The sequence below is a fragment of the Pseudomonas sp. TH31 genome, assembly GCF_016650815.1.
Taxonomy (GTDB): Bacteria; Pseudomonadota; Gammaproteobacteria; order Pseudomonadales; family Pseudomonadaceae; genus Aquipseudomonas.
Genome location: NZ_JAEKEZ010000007.1, coordinates 1 through 18,762, shown reverse-complemented (window position 1 = coordinate 18,762; position 18,762 = coordinate 1). Strand labels below are relative to the sequence as shown.

Annotated in this window: 17 protein-coding genes, 4 tRNA genes, 2 pseudogenes and 1 riboswitch; of the genes and pseudogenes, 16 read left to right on the top strand and 7 right to left on the bottom strand. The window is 56.6% G+C overall.

Annotated features, from left to right (window positions below; genetic code table 11):
• From astD to astE, 4 genes are all read left to right on the top strand, one after another.
• Positions 1-1,328: succinylglutamate-semialdehyde dehydrogenase (gene astD / locus JFV26_RS06210; protein WP_201190727.1), on the top strand; the 1,328-nt coding region annotated here is incomplete at its 5' end.
• 166 nt (positions 1,329-1,494) lie between these two features.
• Positions 1,495-2,841 carry an N-succinylarginine dihydrolase gene (gene astB / locus JFV26_RS06205; protein WP_201190725.1) on the top strand — a complete coding sequence of 449 codons (1,347 nt, stop codon included), beginning with the start codon at positions 1,495-1,497 and terminating at the stop codon, positions 2,839-2,841.
• A 62-nt stretch (positions 2,842-2,903) separates the two neighbouring features.
• Positions 2,904-3,191, top strand: a complete 288-nt coding sequence (locus JFV26_RS06200) for a hypothetical protein (protein ID WP_033056735.1) — start codon at positions 2,904-2,906, stop codon at positions 3,189-3,191.
• A gap of 12 nt (positions 3,192-3,203) precedes the next feature.
• Positions 3,204-4,214, top strand: a complete 1,011-nt coding sequence (gene astE, locus JFV26_RS06195; protein ID WP_201190723.1) for a succinylglutamate desuccinylase — start codon at positions 3,204-3,206, stop codon at positions 4,212-4,214.
• A 130-nt stretch (positions 4,215-4,344) separates the two neighbouring features.
• On the opposite strand, the gene JFV26_RS06190 is transcribed toward astE, so the two are convergent.
• Entirely contained in the window at positions 4,345-4,854 is a 510-nt protein-coding gene (locus JFV26_RS06190) for a 6,7-dimethyl-8-ribityllumazine synthase (RefSeq protein WP_201190721.1), read from the bottom strand.
• A gap of 102 nt (positions 4,855-4,956) precedes the next feature.
• Positions 4,957-5,127: riboswitch (FMN riboswitch) on the bottom strand.
• Between the two features lie 196 nt (positions 5,128-5,323).
• Between JFV26_RS06190 and ltaE the strand changes: the two genes are divergently transcribed.
• The 7 genes and pseudogenes from ltaE (at position 5,324) to JFV26_RS06155 (ending at position 11,287) form a co-directional block, all read left to right on the top strand.
• Positions 5,324-6,328: a low-specificity L-threonine aldolase gene (gene ltaE, locus JFV26_RS06185; RefSeq protein ID WP_201190719.1), complete on the top strand. Its 1,005-nt coding sequence runs from the start codon at positions 5,324-5,326 to the stop codon at positions 6,326-6,328.
• 146 nt (positions 6,329-6,474) lie between these two features.
• A pseudogene (alaS, locus tag JFV26_RS06180) lies at positions 6,475-9,092 on the top strand (alanine--tRNA ligase).
• 90 nt (positions 9,093-9,182) lie between these two features.
• Complete coding sequence (locus JFV26_RS06175) at positions 9,183-10,424, top strand: aspartate kinase (protein ID WP_201190717.1); 1,242 nt, start codon at positions 9,183-9,185, stop codon at positions 10,422-10,424.
• A 188-nt stretch (positions 10,425-10,612) separates the two neighbouring features.
• On the top strand, positions 10,613-10,801 hold the full coding sequence (csrA, locus tag JFV26_RS06170) for a carbon storage regulator CsrA (protein ID WP_002554426.1): 189 nt from the start codon (positions 10,613-10,615) through the stop codon (positions 10,799-10,801).
• 62 nt (positions 10,802-10,863) lie between these two features.
• Positions 10,864-10,954, top strand: a tRNA-Ser gene (locus JFV26_RS06165).
• Positions 10,955-11,061: 107 nt separating this feature from the next.
• Positions 11,062-11,138 (top strand) — tRNA-Arg (locus JFV26_RS06160).
• 72 nt (positions 11,139-11,210) lie between these two features.
• Positions 11,211-11,287: transfer RNA gene (locus JFV26_RS06155), tRNA-Arg, on the top strand.
• 19 nt (positions 11,288-11,306) lie between these two features.
• On the opposite strand, the pseudogene JFV26_RS06150 reads toward JFV26_RS06155, so the two are convergent.
• Positions 11,307-11,824: pseudogene (locus JFV26_RS06150) on the bottom strand (cell envelope protein SmpA).
• A gap of 320 nt (positions 11,825-12,144) precedes the next feature.
• On the opposite strand from JFV26_RS06150, the gene mgtE reads away from it, so the two are divergent.
• Positions 12,145-13,587: a magnesium transporter gene (gene mgtE, locus JFV26_RS06145; protein WP_201190715.1), complete on the top strand. Its 1,443-nt coding sequence runs from the start codon at positions 12,145-12,147 to the stop codon at positions 13,585-13,587.
• A 101-nt stretch (positions 13,588-13,688) separates the two neighbouring features.
• Here the strand turns inward: mgtE and JFV26_RS06140 are convergent, their stop codons facing one another.
• Positions 13,689-14,015: an Arc family DNA-binding protein gene (locus tag JFV26_RS06140; protein WP_003178899.1), complete on the bottom strand. Its 327-nt coding sequence runs from the start codon at positions 14,013-14,015 to the stop codon at positions 13,689-13,691.
• 385 nt (positions 14,016-14,400) lie between these two features.
• Here JFV26_RS06140 and phnN point away from each other — a divergent pair, with 385 nt between their 5' ends.
• Entirely contained in the window at positions 14,401-14,973 is a 573-nt protein-coding gene (gene phnN, locus JFV26_RS06135) for a phosphonate metabolism protein/1,5-bisphosphokinase (PRPP-forming) PhnN (RefSeq protein WP_201190729.1), read from the top strand.
• On the opposite strand, the gene JFV26_RS06130 is transcribed toward phnN, so the two are convergent.
• Both JFV26_RS06130 and JFV26_RS06125 read right to left on the bottom strand, forming a co-directional pair.
• A complete protein-coding gene (locus JFV26_RS06130; protein WP_201190707.1) occupies positions 14,948-15,127 on the bottom strand; it encodes a PA3371 family protein in 180 nt (59 codons plus the stop codon). The genes phnN and JFV26_RS06130 overlap by 26 nt on opposite strands.
• A 22-nt stretch (positions 15,128-15,149) precedes the next feature.
• A complete protein-coding gene (locus JFV26_RS06125; RefSeq protein WP_201190705.1) occupies positions 15,150-15,383 on the bottom strand; it encodes a hypothetical protein in 234 nt (77 codons plus the stop codon).
• A gap of 292 nt (positions 15,384-15,675) precedes the next feature.
• Between JFV26_RS06125 and JFV26_RS06120 the strand changes: the two genes are divergently transcribed.
• The 3 genes from JFV26_RS06120 to JFV26_RS06110 all read left to right on the top strand — a co-directional run bounded on the left by JFV26_RS06120 (position 15,676) and on the right by JFV26_RS06110 (position 16,919).
• Positions 15,676-15,752, top strand: a tRNA-Arg gene (locus tag JFV26_RS06120).
• Positions 15,753-15,894: 142 nt separating this feature from the next.
• Positions 15,895-16,437: a hypothetical protein gene (locus JFV26_RS06115; protein ID WP_201190704.1), complete on the top strand. Its 543-nt coding sequence runs from the start codon at positions 15,895-15,897 to the stop codon at positions 16,435-16,437.
• A gap of 104 nt (positions 16,438-16,541) precedes the next feature.
• Complete coding sequence (locus JFV26_RS06110; protein ID WP_201190696.1) at positions 16,542-16,919, top strand: c-type cytochrome; 378 nt, start codon at positions 16,542-16,544, stop codon at positions 16,917-16,919.
• 170 nt (positions 16,920-17,089) lie between these two features.
• Here the strand turns inward: JFV26_RS06110 and JFV26_RS06105 are convergent, their stop codons facing one another.
• Together JFV26_RS06105 and JFV26_RS06100 are read right to left on the bottom strand one after the other, a co-directional pair.
• Positions 17,090-17,392, bottom strand: a complete 303-nt coding sequence (locus JFV26_RS06105) for a hypothetical protein (protein WP_201190694.1) — start codon at positions 17,390-17,392, stop codon at positions 17,090-17,092.
• Positions 17,393-18,257: 865 nt separating this feature from the next.
• Entirely contained in the window at positions 18,258-18,599 is a 342-nt protein-coding gene (locus tag JFV26_RS06100; RefSeq protein ID WP_201190692.1) for a hypothetical protein, read from the bottom strand.
• Positions 18,600-18,762 lie beyond the last annotated feature (163 nt).

Here is an 18,762-nt window from a genome sequence, read left to right as displayed (position 1 = left end):
CGCGTCAGGCGTTCCCGGGCTGGGCCCGTCGGACCCTGGACGAGCGCATCACGGTGCTGGAAGCCTTTGCAGGCGCACTGAAAAACCACGCTGACGAACTGGCTCGCTGCATCGGTGAAGAAACCGGCAAACCCTTATGGGAAGCGGCGACTGAAGTCACCAGCATGGTCAACAAGATTGCGATCTCGGTGCAGAGCTACCGTGAACGTACTGGCGAAAAGAGCGGCCCGTTGGGCGACGCCACTGCGGTATTGCGCCACAAGCCACACGGTGTCGTCGCGGTGTTCGGTCCTTACAATTTCCCGGGTCACTTGCCAAACGGCCACATCGTGCCGGCGCTGCTGGCCGGTAACAGTGTGCTGTTCAAGCCTAGCGAACTGACCCCGAAAGTTGCTGAATTGACGGTCAAGTGCTGGATCGAAGCGGGCCTGCCGGCGGGTGTGTTGAACCTGCTGCAAGGCGCTCGTGAAACCGGCATTGCGCTCGCGGCGAACCCGGGAATCGACGGTTTGTTCTTCACCGGTTCCAGCCGTACCGGCAATCACTTGCACCAACAATTCGCCGGTCGTCCGGACAAGATTCTCGCGCTGGAAATGGGCGGTAATAACCCGCTGGTGGTCGACCAGGTCGCTGACCTTGATGCCGCCGTTTACACCATCATCCAGTCGGCGTTCATTTCTGCCGGCCAGCGTTGCACCTGTGCTCGCCGCTTGCTGGTGCCGCAAGGCGCCTGGGGTGACACCTTGCTGGCGCGTCTGGTGGCGGTCAGCTCGACGATTGAAGTCGGTGCATTTGATCAGACGCCTGCGCCGTTCATGGGCTCGGTGATTTCCCTCGGCGCTGCGAAAGCGCTGATGGATGCACAGGAACATCTGTTGGCCAATGGCGCCGTCGCGCTGCTGGAAATGACTCAACCCCAGGCTCAGGCAGCCCTGCTGACGCCAGGTATTCTGGATGTCAGCGAAGTGGCTGATCGTCCTGACGAAGAGCTGTTCGGCCCGTTGCTGCAAGTGATCCGCTACGCTGATTTTGAAGCGGCGATCGCTGAAGCCAACGATACCGACTATGGCCTGGCCGCCGGTTTGCTGTCGGACTCCGAAGCGCGTTATCAGCAGTTCTGGCTGCAAAGCCGCGCCGGCATCGTCAACTGGAACAAGCAACTGACCGGTGCTGCGAGCAGCGCGCCATTCGGCGGCGTCGGTGCCTCGGGTAACCATCGCGCCAGCGCCTACTACGCGGCAGATTATTGCGCGTACCCGGTGGCTTCGCTGGAAACCCCGAGCCTGGTGATGCCTGCCTCGTTGACGCCCGGCGTGCGAATGGCGTAACGCCCATTCGCGGGCAAGCCTTGCTCCTACGGGATTTGTGGTGTGTGCCGATCATGCGCACGACACAAAACCTGTAGGAGCAAGGCTTGCCCGCGAAGGCCGCGCCTCGTTCGTACCGAATTGTTACCTGATGCCTATAAAAACAGATTCTCGTGGAGCCTCGCTGATGAAATCCTATGAAGTCAATTTTGACGGTCTAGTGGGGCCGACCCATAACTACGGCGGCCTGTCCTACGGCAACGTCGCGTCCCAGAGCAACAGCCAGCAGTCTTCGAATCCGAAGGAAGCGGCGTTGCAAGGTCTGGCGAAAATGAAAGCGCTGACGGAAATGGGCTTTCAGCAAGGCGTACTGGCACCGCAAGAACGTCCGGACGTCGCGGCATTGCGTCGTTTGGGTTTCAGCGGTACCGACGCTCAGGTGATCGAGCAGGCCGCTAAAGAGGCGATGCCGCTGCTGGTCGCCAGTTGCTCGGCCTCGAGCATGTGGGTGGCCAACGCCGCCACGGTCAGCCCAAGCGCTGACACGGCAGATGGCCGTGTGCATTTCACCGCCGCCAACCTGAACTGTAAATACCACCGCAGTATCGAACACCCGACCACCAGCCGCGTGCTGAGCGCGATGTTCGCTGACCAGAAGCACTTTGCGCACCACGCCGCGTTGCCGGCGGTGGCGCAGTTCGGCGACGAAGGCGCGGCCAACCACACCCGTTTCTGCCGCGAATATGGCGAAGCCGGCGTCGAGTTCTTCGTGTTTGGTCGCAGCGCTTTCGATACCCGTTATCCGGCGCCGCAGAAATACCCGGCGCGCCAGACCCTCGAAGCGTCCCAGGCGGTGGCTCGGTTGCACGGTTTGAGCGATGACGGCGTGGTCTACGCCCAGCAGAACCCTTCGGTGATCGATCAGGGCGTGTTCCACAACGATGTGATCGCAGTGGGTAATGGCGAGGTCTTGTTCTATCACGAGGACGCGTTCCTCGACACCGAACAGATGCTGGCCGAGCTTTCTGGAAAACTCGCCAAAGTCGGTGGGAAATTTCAGTCGATCTGCGTGCCGCGCTCCGCGGTCACCGTCGAAGACGCGGTTCGTTCCTACCTGTTCAATAGCCAACTGCTGTCGCGTCCTGACGGTTCCATGCTGTTGATTGTGCCGGAAGAGTGCCGTGGCAACGAGCGCGTCTGGCAATACCTGCAAGGCTTGACCAGCTCTGGCGGGCTGATCCGCGAGGTGAAGGTTTTCGATCTGAAGCAGAGCATGCAGAACGGCGGTGGCCCGGCGTGCCTGCGACTTCGCGTCGCCCTCAACGAAACCGAACTGGCAGCGGTCAATCCAGGGGTTATCATGACGGCACCGTTGTACGGCACATTGACCGAATGGGTCGACAAGCACTACCGCGACCGCATGACCGAAAACGATCTGGCGGACCCGCAATTGCTGCTTGAGTGCCGGACGGCATTGGATGAACTGACGCAAATCCTTAAACTGGGCGCGGTTTATCCATTCCAGATCAATTGAACGTCGGCGCGCGCTCTGCCTGAGCGTGCGCTGCTTCATCTCAAACGAGAGCGTAAAAAGACATGAGCGATACCCTGCAGCTGATCCTTGAAGACACCGACGGCACGCAACTGGAAACCTCTTGCACCCGCGTCGCGGTCATGTGGCAAGGCAAAGAGCTGTGGATCCAGCAAGACGGCCGCGGCCAACTGCTGATCGGCGTTGACGTTGAAGAAGGCGACGCTGAATACGCCAACCTGCTGTTGCGCCCATTGGCGACTAATCTGGTAAGTCTGCAACTGGAAATGGAACCGGCCGAAGTCGGTGACGAAGACCACGTGCACGGCCCGGATTGCGCGCACGACCACTAAGGAAAACGCTCTATGCTCGCCCTCGGCAAACTGCTTGAACTGACCCTCGCCGGCCGCGAACCGGCGGAGAAGACTCAACTGACTGTCGAAGGCGTGCGGATGCGCTGGTTGAGCGAAGGTGCGCTGGAAGTCCGGCCACCTGAAGCGCGCGACAATGGCCTGGACCTGCTGCTGTCGGCGGGCATCCACGGCAACGAAACAGCGCCGATCGAGTTGCTCGATCGCCTGTTGCATGACATCGCCCGCGGCGATCTTAAACCGCGCGCACGTATTCTGTTCCTGTTCGGCAACCCCGAGGCGATCCGTCGCGGCGAGCGTTTCATCGAGCAGGACGTCAATCGGCTATTCAACGGCCGTCATGAGCAAAGCAGCGGTTCTGAAGCCCTGCGCGCCTGTGAGCTGGAGCGACTGGCGGCGAGTTTCTTCAGCCTGCCAGACCGCGACCGTCTGCACTACGACCTGCACACCGCAATTCGTGGCTCGAAAATCGAGCAGTTTGCGCTGTACCCCTGGAAGGAAGGCCGTCAGCATTCACGCCTGGAACTGGCTCGCCTGCGTGCCGCCGGCATGGAGGCGGTGCTGTTGCAGAACAAGCCGTCCATCGTGTTCAGCTCGTACACCTACGACAAGCTCGGCGCCGAGGCTTTTACCCTCGAACTGGGCAAGGCCCGGCCATTCGGGCAGAACGCCGGGGTCAATGTCGATCTGCTGGAGACCCGTCTTAAACAGATCATCGAAGGCAGCGAGCCAGCCCTGGCCGAAGCGTCGCTCGACGGTTTGCAGCTATTCAGCGTGGCGCGGGAAATCATCAAGCACAGCGACAGCTTCCGTTTGAACTTGCCAGCGGACATCGAGAACTTTTCGGAATTGGATGTGGGTTACGTGCTGGCCGAAGACATCGCCCAGACCCGCTGGATCATCGAAGAGAAGGGCGCCCGGATCATCTTCCCGAACCCCAAGGTGAAGAATGGCCTGCGCGCCGGCATCCTGATCGTGCCGACCACCGACGAGAACCTCGCCTGATAGAAATATCAGCCCCGACTGAAATGCCTGTAGGAGCTGCCGAAGGCTGCGATCTTTTGATCTTGTTCTCTAAGATCTAAAGATCGCAGCCTCGTTTCACTCGACAGCTCCTACAGGGCTCAGGTCTAGATCAAACCGCTACTGCTCGGTGTTCGCTACGGCGCAACGCACGGGTCTTGTGCAGCGTATCCGCACACGTCTTCGCGGCTTCCTGGCCTTTGTGCTCGAAATGCTCGAAGAAGAACTTCTGATGTTCTTCGCCGGCATGGAAGTGGTGCGGGGTCAGGACCACCGAGAATACCGGCACTTCAGTTTCCAGCTGAACCTGCATCAGGCCGCTGATCACCGACTGGGCGACGAATTCGTGACGGTAGATCCCGCCGTCCACCACCATACCTGCGGCCACGATACCGGCATAACGACCGGTCTTGGCCAGCAGCTTGGCGTGCAGCGGAATTTCAAAGGCGCCGCCGAGTTCGAAGAAATCGATGTCCGATTCCTGATAGCCCTGGGCAATCATCTCGGCCAGGAAGCCCTTACGGCTCTGGTCGACAATTTCCTTGTGCCAGCAGGCCTGGATGAACGCGATGCGCTCGCCGTGATGGTTTTTGCTTTTGCTGTCGATTGCGGTGGGTTGCATGTTCTGGTTCCTGTTTGTGTGAAAAACAGGGCTTATGAATCGAATGGGATTTAAGGGTGCGCGCGCTCGCACGAATGCCGGCGGACGGCCCTTTGGTGCCAATCCCGTTCTCTCTTCATCCGGACTATGACCGTCGGCCCCGGGATCACACCGGGTCTGCTGACCTTGCCGCCAGTCACCGCCCAAGGCGTGCTGTCACCAAGCGCTCGCGGGCTATGCGCATTGCGCGCAATTACCGCCGGTGGGGAGTTGCACCCCGCCCTGAGAACGTTTTGCCGCCAGAATGTTTGGCGGCGAAGCGTTTTTAACACATATTTCCTGCCTGCGCATCGCTGCTTTCTGATGATTGATATCGAGTTTTTCGAAGGCGCAAAGCGTCTTTTCCTCGCCCAAGGGTTGATTATTCGTCGGTATGACCGCAGTAATTCCTCTTGGAAAGCGAATTCCCCTGATTACCGAGGCCAGATTTATGAGTGTTATCGATCTTCGCAGCGACACCGTCACCCAGCCGTCCAAAGGAATGCTCGACGCGATGGCCACGGCGGCCACCGGTGACGACGTTTACGGCGAAGATCCGACGGTCAATCGTCTGGAAGCCGAACTGGCCAAGCGGCTGGGTTTTGCTGCAGCGCTATTCGTTCCGACGGGCACCATGAGTAACTTGCTGGGGTTGATGGCTCACTGCGAGCGCGGCGAGGAATACATCGTCGGTCAGCAGGCCCACACCTATAAGTACGAAGGCGGCGGTGCCGCAGTGCTCGGCTCAATCCAGCCGCAACCACTGGAAGTGCAGGCTGACGGCTCCCTGGACCTGGCCCACGTTGGCGCAGCGATCAAGCCTGACGATTTTCACTTCGCTCGCACACGCTTGCTGGCCCTGGAAAACACCATGCAGGGCAAAGTCCTGCCACTGGAGTACCTGGCACGGGCGCGCAGCTTCACCCGTGAACAGGGTTTGGCCCTGCACCTGGACGGCGCGCGTCTCTATAATGCCGCCGTCAAACTGGGGGTTGATGCCCGGGAGATCGCCCGGCATTTCGATTCGGTGTCGGTCTGCCTGTCCAAAGGGCTCGGCGCGCCGATCGGCTCGGTGTTGTGTGGTTCGGCCGAGTTGATCGGCAAGGCCCGACGCCTGCGCAAAATGGTCGGCGGCGGCATGCGTCAGGCCGGGATTCTGGCGGCGGCAGGGTTGTATGCGCTGGATCACAATGTCCAGCGCCTGGCCGACGACCATGACAATGCGCAATGTCTTGCCGACGGCCTGCGTCAAGCCGGTTATGACGTCGAACCGGTGCAGACCAACATGGTTTACGTGCAGATGGGCGACAAGGCCGAGGCGATCAAGGCGTTCGCGGCTGAGCGGGGTATCAGGCTGAGCGCCGCCGGCCGTCTGCGAATGGTCACGCACATGGACGTCAGCCGTGCACAAATCGAGCAGGTCATCGCGACATTCGTCGAGTTTTCGCGCAACTGACAGCGTTAGCCGTCCAATTGACCGTTTCTATCGTATAAACACGCTGTACCCCGCGCGCAGGGCCGATATAATGCGGCCCTTTGCCGTCGCTTCGTCTGTTGACGTTTCGCACAGGCCTTTGGCCGCAGCCTCCGTGGAAGAACCTAATGAAAAGCGCAGAAATCCGTGAAGCCTTCCTTCGCTTCTTCGAAGAGCAGGGCCACACCCGTGTAGCCTCCAGCTCTTTGATTCCGGGCAACGATCCAACCCTGCTGTTCACTAACGCGGGGATGAACCAGTTCAAGGACTGCTTCCTGGGCCAGGAAAAACGTGCGTACACCCGTGCGACCAGCAGCCAGAAGTGCGTGCGTGCCGGTGGCAAGAACAGCGACCTGGAAAACGTCGGTTATACCGCTCGTCACCACACGTTCTTTGAAATGCTGGGTAACTTCAGCTTCGGTGACTATTTCAAGCGCGATGCGATTACCTACGCCTGGACCTTCCTGACCGGTGTCCTGAAACTGCCCAAGGAAAAACTCTGGGTAACGGTCTATGCCTCGGATGACGAGGCTTATGACATCTGGACCCAGCAAATCGGTGTTCCGGTCGAGCGCATGATTCGCATCGGCGACAACAAAGGTGCGCCGTACGCGTCCGATAACTTCTGGACCATGGGCGATACCGGCCCGTGCGGCCCGTGCACCGAGATTTTCTACGATCACGGCGACCACATCTGGGGCGGCCCACCGGGTTCGCCGGAAGAAGATGGCGACCGTTACATCGAGATCTGGAACAACGTGTTCATGCAGTTCAACCGCACCGCCGATGGCGTGTTGCATCCGTTGCCAGCGCCATCGGTAGATACCGGCATGGGCCTGGAGCGGATCAGTGCGGTGATGCAGCACGTTCATTCCAACTATGAAATCGACCTGTTCAAGAACCTGTTGAGCGCATCGGCCGCGGCTATCGGCTGCAGCAACGACGATCAGTCGTCGCTCAAAGTCGTCTCGGACCACATCCGTTCGTGCGGTTTCCTGATTGCCGACGGCGTGCTGCCGTCTAACGAAGGTCGTGGCTACGTGCTGCGCCGGATCATTCGTCGTGCGTGCCGTCACGGTAACAAGCTGGGCGCGACCGGCAGCTTTTTCTACAAAATCGTCGCGGCGCTGGTCGCCGAGATGGGGAAGCCTTCCCGGAACTCAAGCAGCAACAGGGCAATATCGAGCGCGTGCTCAAGGCTGAAGAAGAGCAGTTCTCCAAAACCCTGGAGCACGGCCTGAAGATTCTCGAGCAGGATCTGCTGGAACTCAAAGGCACCGTGGTGCCGGGCGACGTGGTGTTCAAGCTGTATGACACCTACGGTTTTCCGATGGACCTGACCGCTGACATCGCTCGCGAACGTAACCTGACGGTCGACGAAGTCGGTTTTGAACGTGAAATGGAAGCCCAGCGTGTTCGTGCACGTTCGGCCAGTTCGTTCGGCCTGGACTACAACACCTTGGTCAAGGTTGACGTGGCGACCGAGTTCACCGGCTACAAGGCCACCAGCGGTTCGGCCAAAATTGTCGCTATCTATAAAGAAGGCCGCTCGGTCGACGTCTTGAGTGAAGGCGAAGAGGGCGTGGTCGTTCTCAATCAGACACCTTTCTACGCCGAGTCTGGCGGTCAGATCGGCGACTGCGGTTATCTGCAAGTCGGCAGCAGCCGTTTCGACGTGCGCGACACCACCAAGACGGGTGGTGCGTTCCTGCATCACGGTGTGCTGGCTTCGGGGAGTCTGACAGTCGGCGCGCCGGTAGAGACTCATGTCGATGCCGATGTGCGTCACGCGACTTCGCTGAACCATTCGGCGACGCACTTGCTGCACGCTGCATTGCGTCAGGTGCTGGGCGAACACGTTCAGCAGAAAGGCTCGTTGGTCGACAGTCAGCGCCTGCGCTTTGACTTCAGCCATTTCGAAGCCATCAAGCCTGAGCAATTGAAGGCACTGGAAGACATCGTCAATGCTGAGATTCGCAAGAACTCCGCCGTTGAAACCGAAGAAACCGATATTGAAACCGCCAAGCAAAAAGGTGCCATGGCGCTGTTTGGCGAGAAGTATGGCGACAACGTACGCGTGCTGAGCATGGGCGGTGATTTCTCCGTCGAGCTGTGCGGTGGCATCCACGCCAACCGCACCGGCGACATCGGCCTGCTGAAAATCACCAGCGAAGGCGGTGTGGCCTCCGGCGTGCGTCGTATCGAGGCGGTCACCGGTGCGCAAGCATTGGCCTACTTGAACGCCGGCGAAGAACAACTCAAGGAAGCGGCCAACCTGGTCAAGGGCAGCCGCGACAACCTGATCGACAAGCTGTCGGCTGTGCTGGAGCGCAACCGTCTGCTGGAGAAGCAACTCGAGCAGTTGCAAGCCAAGGCTGCCAGTGCGGCGGGCGACGATCTGTCGGCCTCCGCGCTGGATGTCAAAGGCGTGAAAGTGCTGGCCGTGCGTCTGGACGGTCAGGACGGCAAGGCGCTGCTGGCGCTGGTCGATCAACTGAAAAACAAACTCGGCCGCGCAGTGATCCTGCTCGGCAGTGTCCATGAGGAAAAGGTCGTTCTGGTTGCAGGCGTAACCAAGGACCTGACTGGCCAACTCAAAGCCGGTGATTTGATGAAGCAGGCCGCTGCGGCAGTGGGCGGGAAGGGCGGTGGTCGTCCGGACATGGCGCAGGGCGGTGGTGTAGACGCCGGCGCACTGGACGCGGCATTGGCCCTGACCGTGCCATTTGTAGAGCAGGGTTTATAAGGCGGTTTGCCGGCGCCGCGGTCTAGTGGCGGTGCCGGCAACTGTTTGAGTGATTATTGGGCGCCCTTCATGGGCAGAGGCGGCTTTGAAATGGCTTTGATCGTACAGAAATTTGGAGGCACCTCGGTCGGCACTGTCGAGAGAATCGAGCAGGTCGCCGACAAGGTTAAGAAATTCCGCGATGCCGGCGATGACCTGGTGGTTGTGCTGTCTGCAATGAGCGGCGAGACCAACCGTCTGATCGATCTGGCCAAGCAAATCAGTGGCGACAGTCAGCCGGTTCCGCGTGAGCTGGATGTGATCGTCTCCACCGGTGAGCAGGTGACGATTGCCCTGTTGGCCATGGCGCTGATCAAGCGCGGCGTGCCAGCGGTGTCCTACACCGGCAATCAGGTACGGATTCTGACGGACAGCGCGCACAATAAAGCGCGTATCTTGCAGATTGACGATCAGAAGATTCGCGGTGACTTGAAGGCTGGTCGCGTGGTGGTTGTCGCCGGTTTCCAGGGCGTTGACGAGCACGGCAACATCACCACCCTCGGTCGTGGCGGTTCCGACACCACCGGCGTGGCGCTGGCAGCGGCCTTGAAGGCCGACGAATGTCAGATCTACACCGATGTGGACGGCGTCTACACCACCGACCCGCGTGTGGTGTCCGTGGCCCAGCGCCTGGACAAGATTACCTTTGAAGAGATGCTGGAAATGGCCAGCCTCGGTTCCAAGGTGTTGCAGATCCGTGCGGTGGAATTCGCCGGCAAGTACAACGTTCCGCTGCGCGTACTGCACAGCTTCAAGGAGGGTCCGGGCACCCTCATTACTATTGATGAAGAGGAAACCATGGAACAGCCGATCATTTCCGGCATCGCTTTCAATCGCGATGAAGCCAAGCTGACCATCCGTGGCGTGCCAGACACCCCGGGCGTGGCGTTCAAGATTCTTGGGCCTATCAGCGGCGCGAACATTGAAGTCGACATGATCGTGCAGAACGTTGCGCACGATAACACCACCGACTTCACCTTCACCGTACACCGCAATGACTTCCAGGCCGCGCAAGCCGTGCTGGAAAACACCGCTCGCGAGATCGGTGCCCGTGAAGTCGTTGGTGACATCAAGATCGCCAAGGTCTCGATCGTTGGCGTCGGCATGCGTTCTCACGCAGGCGTGGCCAGCCGCATGTTCGAATCCCTGGCCAAGGAAAGCATCAACATCCAGATGATCTCGACCTCGGAAATCAAAGTCTCCGTCGTGATCGAAGAGAAGTACCTGGAATTGGCTGTGCGCGCTCTGCACACGGCTTTCGAACTGGACGCGCCTGCCCGTCAGGGTGAGTGATGCGGTTCCCGAAGGGCGCGGTCTGACCGCGCCCTTCGTCTTTTTTGAATAGCGCGACCCGAGAACTGTTCTTTTGCTCGCGCTGGTCAATACTCAGGCATGTAGGGCTGCGATCGTTCCGGTTGTAGGTCGAGTGCCTTTTTTTTGCAGACTGTTGTCCCTGAAATGAAATGCGTGAGGAGAAAGGTATGCTGATTCTGACTCGTCGGTGCGCAGAAAGCCTGATTATTGGTGATGGCGAAATCACCGTGACCGTGCTCGGCGTCAAAGGAAATCAAGTGCGTATTGGTGTCAACGCCCCGAAAGAGGTGGCTGTGCATCGTGAGGAAATTTACCTGCGTATCAAGAAAGAGAAGGACGAAGAACCAAGCCATTAATTTTTATCGTTTTTTATGTTTGCAAACGGGGAAAAGGTTGGTTAAGATACGCCCCGTGTTGCGGAGAGCTGGCCGAGTGGCCGAAGGCGCTCCCCTGCTAAGGGAGTACACCTCAAAAGGGTGTCGGGGGTTCGAATCCCCCGTTCTCCGCCATTATTTGCGTAGTACGTTGTAATCTGGCTTCTTCGGTAAGTTGTTGAAATTACTAGAAAAAGTGTTTGACATAGAGATTAGACGGCCTATAATGCGCGGCAACAAATGCACTCGTAGCTCAGCTGGATAGAGTACTCGGCTACGAACCGAGCGGTCACAGGTTCGAATCCTGTCGAGTGCACCATTTAAGAGTTGTTTGCAGAAATGTGAGCGACTTTGCTTCAGCCAGTTGTGGTCTGGTTTAAAAACACAAAATGCACTCGTAGCTCAGCTGGATAGAGTACTCGGCTACGAACCGAGCGGTCACAGGTTCGAATCCTGTCGAGTGCACCAAACACCAAAAAGCCTGCGTCTAACGCGGGCTTTTTGCCGTCTGGGATTTGGCTTTTCCTTTGACGCATCCTTTCTCATCAAACTCGACATGTGCGCTGCGACCTCGCTTGAGGTCGTAGCGGTAACTCATGGCCGAATTCCGAATACTGATCTTGTCCGGTTTGCCGAGTGCGCTTTCAACGTCCTGCCGGGTCATGCCGGCAACGACCCGCTGGTTGATGATCGCTTCGCGACGTTGTTTGGCGTCGACCAGGTTTCCACATTTGTCTTCTGATTGCCCGACAACGGTCAGCTCCCTCTTTTTGCATTCATGCCTGATTTTTCCTGAGTGCTGGCTTCAGGCATGACCGCGACGGTGGTGCCTGGCATGAACGGGCGCACGGTTTGAAGTGAAAGGCTTTCCTCGGCCTTGCAGCCCAGTGTGGTGAAGGTTACGCGCCCGTCGGGTGCCTCGCATCGGTGCAGGGTCGCCGAAAGCGCCCAGGTCGGCAGGCAGAGTAGGGTGGTCAGCAAAAGAAGGTGTGTGTTTGATGGCATTCGGCGTCCTCCATGACGTTCCGCCTGAAGGGTAGTCGCTACATTTTTCGGCTGCGGTGTGTTTTCTTTTCAGGATGAGTCGTCGCAGTTTCATGGATAAGGACAGCGCTCAGGTTTGTCTTGCAAGCGCTTGTTTCGGCCACGATTTTTTAACGTTTTAAACCGTCAGGCGGTGTATCATTGCGCCCGTCAGCCCCGCCGGGGCTTGTGGAAAACCTCCATGGACTTACCCAGTAGTTACTCAGTACCCCGTTTTTCCAATCATGAATTGACTGATTGATCCTTCCGGCGTGCCCCGCTGCTGGGAGTGGAGTTCGCCTATGTCCGAAGTTGAAGTAAAGAAAACGCAGGAAAGCTTGCAGGACCGCCTCGCTCAAGTCGTTGAGCTGCTGCAGCGTCAGCGAGTGGTCGAAGACCTGACTCATCGTCAGGAAGGCCCGAATCACGATCGGGTCGAGAACCTGGTCCACCGGCAAAACCTCGTCGAGTTGCAACGCAAGCTCGATGATCTGCACTCCGCTGACGTTGCCTACATCCTGGAAGCCCTGCCGCTGGGCGATCGCCTGACGCTTTGGCAGTTGGTCAAGGCTGATCGTGACGGCGACATTCTGCTCGAAGTATCCGACTCGGTCCGTGAAACCCTGATCGCCGACATGGACGATCACGAGCTCCTGGCTGCAGCCAGGGACATGGATGCCGACGAACTTGCTGACCTGGCTTCCGAGCTGCCGCGAGACGTCGTCCATGAACTGATGGAAACCCTTGATGGCCAACAGCGTGAGCGCGTTCGCTCCGCGTTGTCCTATGACGAGGAGCAGGTCGGTGCGCTGATGGACTTCGAGATGGTGACCATCCGCGAGGATGTCAGCCTTGAAGTGGTTCTGCGTTACCTGCGTCGCCTTAAAGAGTTACCGGGGCATACCGACAAGTTGTTTGTCGTCGACTACGACGGCGTGCTCAAGGGTGTCCTGCCGATCAAGCGGTTGCTGGTTAACGATCCGGATAAACAGGTTTCCGAAGTCATGGCCAGTGATCCGGTGAGTTTTCACCCGGACGAGGATGCCTACGACGCCGCTCAGGCGTTCGAGCGTTATGACTTGATCTCCGCGCCTGTTGTCGACAAGAACGGCAAGCTTATCGGTCGTCTGACCATCGATGAAATGGTCGACCTGATTCGTGAAGAGAGCGAAAACGAAGTTCTCAACATGGCAGGTCTGCGTGAAGAAGAAGATATTTTCGCGTCAGTCTGGAAATCCCTGCGTAACCGTTGGGCCTGGCTGGCGGTGAATCTGATCACTGCATTTATAGCGTCCCGGGTAATCGGCCTGTTTGAAGGTTCCATCGAGAAACTGGTAGCGCTCGCAGCATTGATGCCTATCGTGGCGGGTATTGGTGGTAACTCGGGTAATCAGACGATCACCATGATCGTTCGGGCGATGGCCCTGGATCAGGTCAGCACCGGCAACACATCGCGCTTGATGCGCAAAGAGCTTGCGGTGGGGCTGATCAATGGCTTGGTGTGGGGGGGGGTGATTGGCGTCGTCGCCTATCTGCTCTATGGCAGTTGGTCCCTTGGCGTAGTGATGACTGCGGCCATGACGCTTAACTTGTTGCTGGCGGCGCTGATGGGGGTATTGATACCCATGACACTTGCGCGTCTGGGGCGCGACCCGGCAATGGGCGCCAGTGTGATGATCACGGCCATGACCGACAGTGGCGGGTTCTTCATCTTCCTGGGGTTGGCGACAATCTTCCTGCTCTGAACTGCTTCTTCAAGGCCCGCCAAATTGGCGGGTTTTTTTTGCTCCGAATTTCGGGCAAAAAAAAGCCAGCGATTATGCTGGCTTGAGTTTTACAGAGTGAGTCAGGACGCGTCTGCGGCCATTTCAGCGTCATGGGCGATCAGCGAAACGAGTGCGTTTTGCTGACGGTGGGAGAGTTGGCGGAAGCGTTGCAGCAGTTCGCGTTCGTGCAGTGACAGCTCTGGGCTGTCCAGGCGCATGCTCAGCTCTTCGCCCAGTGCGCCTTCCTGAATAAGACTCTGCTCAAGGCGCGCAATGATTTCGGAGTTCATGCTGCGATGATGATTGCGAGCCACCTCGGCAATGCGTTCACGCATTCCGTCTGGCAGACGTACGACGAACTTGTCAGCCGTACGGCTGGAATAAATTGCCTGTTTCAATGGGCGCATATATTTAACCGGTTAGTTCAGGGGAGCGGTTCTCGGGATTGGCCGCAGGATGTCTGTTAGGACAAGCACTCTGGCCAAATGTTCAACCTGAATTGATAGAGGCTCGCATCATGCCTCAAAGTAGCCAGATCATTGGCGTCAATTCTGTGACAAATACTGAACTGGATAAAGGCGTTATGCCAGCACCAATTATCAGAAATGCGGACTGGTTTGAAAAGTTTGCCTGGTCCACATCCCTGGCCGCGTCCTCTTGCTCCCGCGGGTGATGTCCGAAGACGTCTGAGGGTGCATGCTGTGCGGATTCGATCACGATCCTTACCTGTATAGAATAGTGGCAAATGGCCGATTTACTAGAGGCGAGCCTGTAGTGCGGGATGATTTCAGGATGGATGGCAGGTTGATTTATCTGATGGGGCCTTCCGGGTCGGGTAAGGACACGCTTATCGATGCCGCTAGAGAGCCATTGCGGGCGCTCGGTTGTGAAGTGGTCCGGCGCGTCATTACACGATCGGCCGAATCTAAAGGGGAGGAGGCAGTAGGCGTTTCCTTGGCGGAATTCGAGCGGCGCCGCAGTGAGGGCGACTTTGCACTCTTCTGGCATGCACATGGACTGGATTACGGTATTCCCATCGAAATAGACCAATGGCTGGGTACGGGTTGCCATGTGCTGATGAATGGCTCTCGGGGGCATTTGCTCGCTGCGCTGGAGCGTTATCCCACGCTGCTGCCAGTATTGCTGACGGTCAAGGATGACGTGTTGCGCGAGCGGTTGTTGCGACGGGGTCGTGAAAGTCTGGTGGATATTGAAGCCAGGCTTCGACGTAATGGATTATTTGTGGCTGACGGTTCGATCGGTGACGTGCTGATCCATCGACTGGATAACTCTGGCGACTTGGCTGTCACGGTCAAGAGTCTTTTGAGTCTGCTGAAGCTCAGCGCAAAACCGGATCAAATTTGATTCGGCGCCCGACGATCAGCGCCAGTACGAACAACACACCAAACACGCCGCAGGCGATCAAGGGCAGAGTGACGGCTTGATCCTGGGTCAATGACAGATGAAGAATGCCGCTCAACAAGGCCAGGATAAAAAAACCTGTGGCTGATTTGGACATACGGTGCTCCTGTTAAGGTGATTCAAAATACCAGGCGTTCGGAAGACTGCGCCGGCAACGGGTATCTCCTTTGGCTGGCTTCCTGGGTGGCGGCGCCTTGCAGATCGCTCATGACCGCTAATTGTGGTGCCTTTTGCAGCTGCAGGTAATGGGGCATACGCTGAGTAACCATTGCAGTATCACTCTCGGGGGCAAATTGAAAGCCGAGCAGCAGCACCAAGGCGATTACATTCGAGAGTAAAAGGGGGCTGTTCATGAGGTGTCCTCCATCTTGTTCTTGGAGAACAGCTAAAGCAGCCTGCATGCCAATAGTCTGGCGCCTATTAAATCCTTTAAAAACAATCGATTAAGGTGATTCTGATGGTGCTCGTCATTGCAGATTGCAATGATGGCGTTTCGGGCTGATGCAATTTGCACGACGAGTGGTGCGCCTTGGGCTTGAGGCATTTGCCTACACTTAAAAAGCTTAAGGACAACATGACAAAAGCAGGCCTGCCCGTTAACATGCTCGCCGTCCATCGTACCGCGGTCCTCGCGGGCGACTTTGTGTCTCAGTAGCTCAATTGGATAGAGCATCCCCCTCCTAAGGGGAAGGCTGGCAGTTCGAACCTGCCCTGGGACACCATATAATTCGGGCCTTTCTGGCCATTCTCCTGACTACTAGGTTTCTCTGTGACAGCAGCGTGGCAGCAGGAGGAATAAATAATGCCCCTTTCAGAATGATCTGGAGGGGGCTTTTTTGTATTCACGGCTCAAGGAAGATGCCGATGGAAGGTCTGCTGGAATTCTTGTTGAGTGCTGTAAAAGCTGCTGTTCCCCCTGCTGCGGTCGTACTCATGATCGGTTGGCTCGGCAGGGCGCGGATCGGCGAGCGCCTAAAAGCCAGTGTGAACCATGAATATAACGATCGATTGGAGCAGCTCAAAGCTGAGTTCAAGGAGCAAGGTGATTCGAACCTTGCTCTTCTGAAGTCAGAAATTGATAGGCAGGGTGAGAAGTTGCGCATCGCTACCTCATCATTCTCAGAAGTACAAATGGCCACCATTGTTAGAAAAGTTGACGCGGTCGATGCGCTTTGGCTTGGATTTGTAAAAATGAGGGATGCCTTCCCGAGCGTCTATTCCATCACCGACATTTTTTCGGATGAGGCAATGAGGGGCGGGCCATACATCCCCCTCAATGAGCAAGTTTTCGAAGGATGTAAGTACGTTTATCGAAATGGACTCGATAAGCGTCGGCTTTGCAGAGGTTCAAGTCGCAATGCCGGCGAGTCAGTCGATCTCTCGCGGGCGCGAGCACATTGCGAATGAACAATCTCGGTTCAAATGTTATCGAGAGGATTAAGTGTTGCAGTGGCACCTTCGGGTTTTGCTCTCTATTCAGATCTGATTTATACAACAAGGCCACATGAGAAATGAAAATATTATTCATCGCTTCGCTAGGGATTTTATCGCTAATTCAAACATCACTATCCTTTGCGGATAATGCCAATGGGAAAAATCTCTATTTACAGAGATGCGTCATGTGCCATGGGACAGATCTCAAAGGAACAGGACCATTGGCTAATAAAAGCAATCCGCCTACACCTGATCTTACAAAGTCCGCTTTCAAAAAACGACTAAATGATTATCCGGGCGTTATTGTATCATCGATAATACTTCGTCCAAATGGAGACTTGATTCCAAGAACATTGCAAGAGAATGGTGTAAAGCTATCGCCGTACCCTTGGAGGATTCAGGATCTGCGCGATTTAAATCAATACATGAGTGGTGTGATTTCAAAAAGTCGATGATTTTGAGATGAGAGGAGGGCACCGAAACCCAAGAGCCATTTCAGGGGCGCGATTGCACCTGCTCCAGCCTGCTGTCAGGCCTGGCTAACTATAGATAACGGTGGGTTGGATTGTAGTGGTGGGATAAGTGCAGAAAGTGCCCCGTCACGCAAAGTGGCGGGGCTGGATGCTTAGTTGATGATGTCCAGGCTGAAGGACGGATTGAGTGTCGTGCCGGTGATCGAGTAAGAGGCGATGGAGCTATCGGCGTTCCTGTAGTCGAAATTGTCGCCCGAATCGTGATTAGGCCCCCCCTGAACGTAGGCCCTGGCCCAGCAGGAGACGCCTTCAGGAACACCAAGTTCGCGCAGGTCTTGCTTCGCAACGCCGCCGGCCGTGATTATCTCGGTTCTAGGGGTTTCGCCACCGTTCCACTGGATGCTGAAGGATGAGGCGAACCCTGCTCTGTTATGAAATTCGACTGAATGTGGCAAGATATTTTCCTTTCGTAAGGTTTAGTATTTTATTAATTGTCATATCTCGCCTCTTCGAAGAAGAAACGACGACAGCATGAGCAATGTTATGGGTGACACGTTCCAGCGTTAGCCCTGCGTTTTAAAATCTACTCATCACGCCAGGTTAGTTCTGAACCCTTTTCCCTCATGGTCGCCAAGCAAAGCGCAGAACAGCGTTCAGCATTGACGCATTCGATTTGAGACGCTGCGATAGCGAAGCCTTCCATGGGGAGTTATTTCCTTTCAATCGTAAGTAAGAGAGCGCGCAGTAATATCTTTACTACCGCTGCCCGATTACGAGGCTAGCCGTCATTCACGAATACGCGTTTTATTATTTAGATTCATTGGTTATAACGGGATAGCCAAAAGCTATTTTGTTTTTTACACCGTCGTAGAGATTTGCTCAGAGTTGAGTACACCGTTGATGGCCGATTTCTGAACCATCTCCACCTTCCGATCTGAAATTCAGAAGTATCAGATTTGATATCCGACCCATGCAGCAGCTCGGCAGGAAGCTGCACCGATAACAGAGACCAAAACGTCACGCAACGCGATATTTCAGTGTGGGGGCGGGGTATCTTCGAAGTTGAGACGCCCCGCGGCTGGCGTTATGGACGTTTCAATCACCAGAGCTTTGAGGTCCGACTTAATGATCTCGCTGGCATTTTGCGTAACTACGCCGTGCGAGTCTTGCGTCCATGGCCGCGTTGGTTTGATCCATTCAAGGCCTGCGCAGACTCAAGAGGTTTCTCAGGAGCCTTCGTATCGAGGTTCTGCCCAACTTTTTGAGCGGTGGTCGCTGTCCAGGGAGTAAGCCTCCCAACAAATCCGACAACCTGTCCCTTTAGCGTTTCGAATTCATCAGCTGGACGCCCATGCCGCTTCGAGCCATCCAAGTGCTACTGAAGTGATGTGTGTTTTCGTCTGTGTCCCCATTCGGGCATTGGCGGAGGAAGCGCAGCGCAAGAACAGCCAAGGCACCACCGGTATTGACTCCTTTATTGCTCTTCTGGCACTCACCGAGCGCCTTCCTTGGCTGCGCGCTCGATCCACGCTTTAGCTCGGTCATCAGGATCGGGCGGCGTCGCCCGAGCTTGAAAACCTTCAGATCCTGCCCTGGGACACCACTTGATTTCACGCTCAGTCGCTTTCTTCCCTGCCAGGCTGGCGATTTTTCAAAGACCATTTCTCGTCAGGTGCTCATCGGCCTCTTTGGCGGTTGTCTGTCGATGCGTGAGTGCTGAGTCCTGCACTCAGGGCGCTTTGAGGGTTCCTTCTATATAGAGGGCGCGGTTTTGCTCTCCTATATAGAAGGAATCGGGCGGTTTTCCGGCTTTCTGCAAGTTATT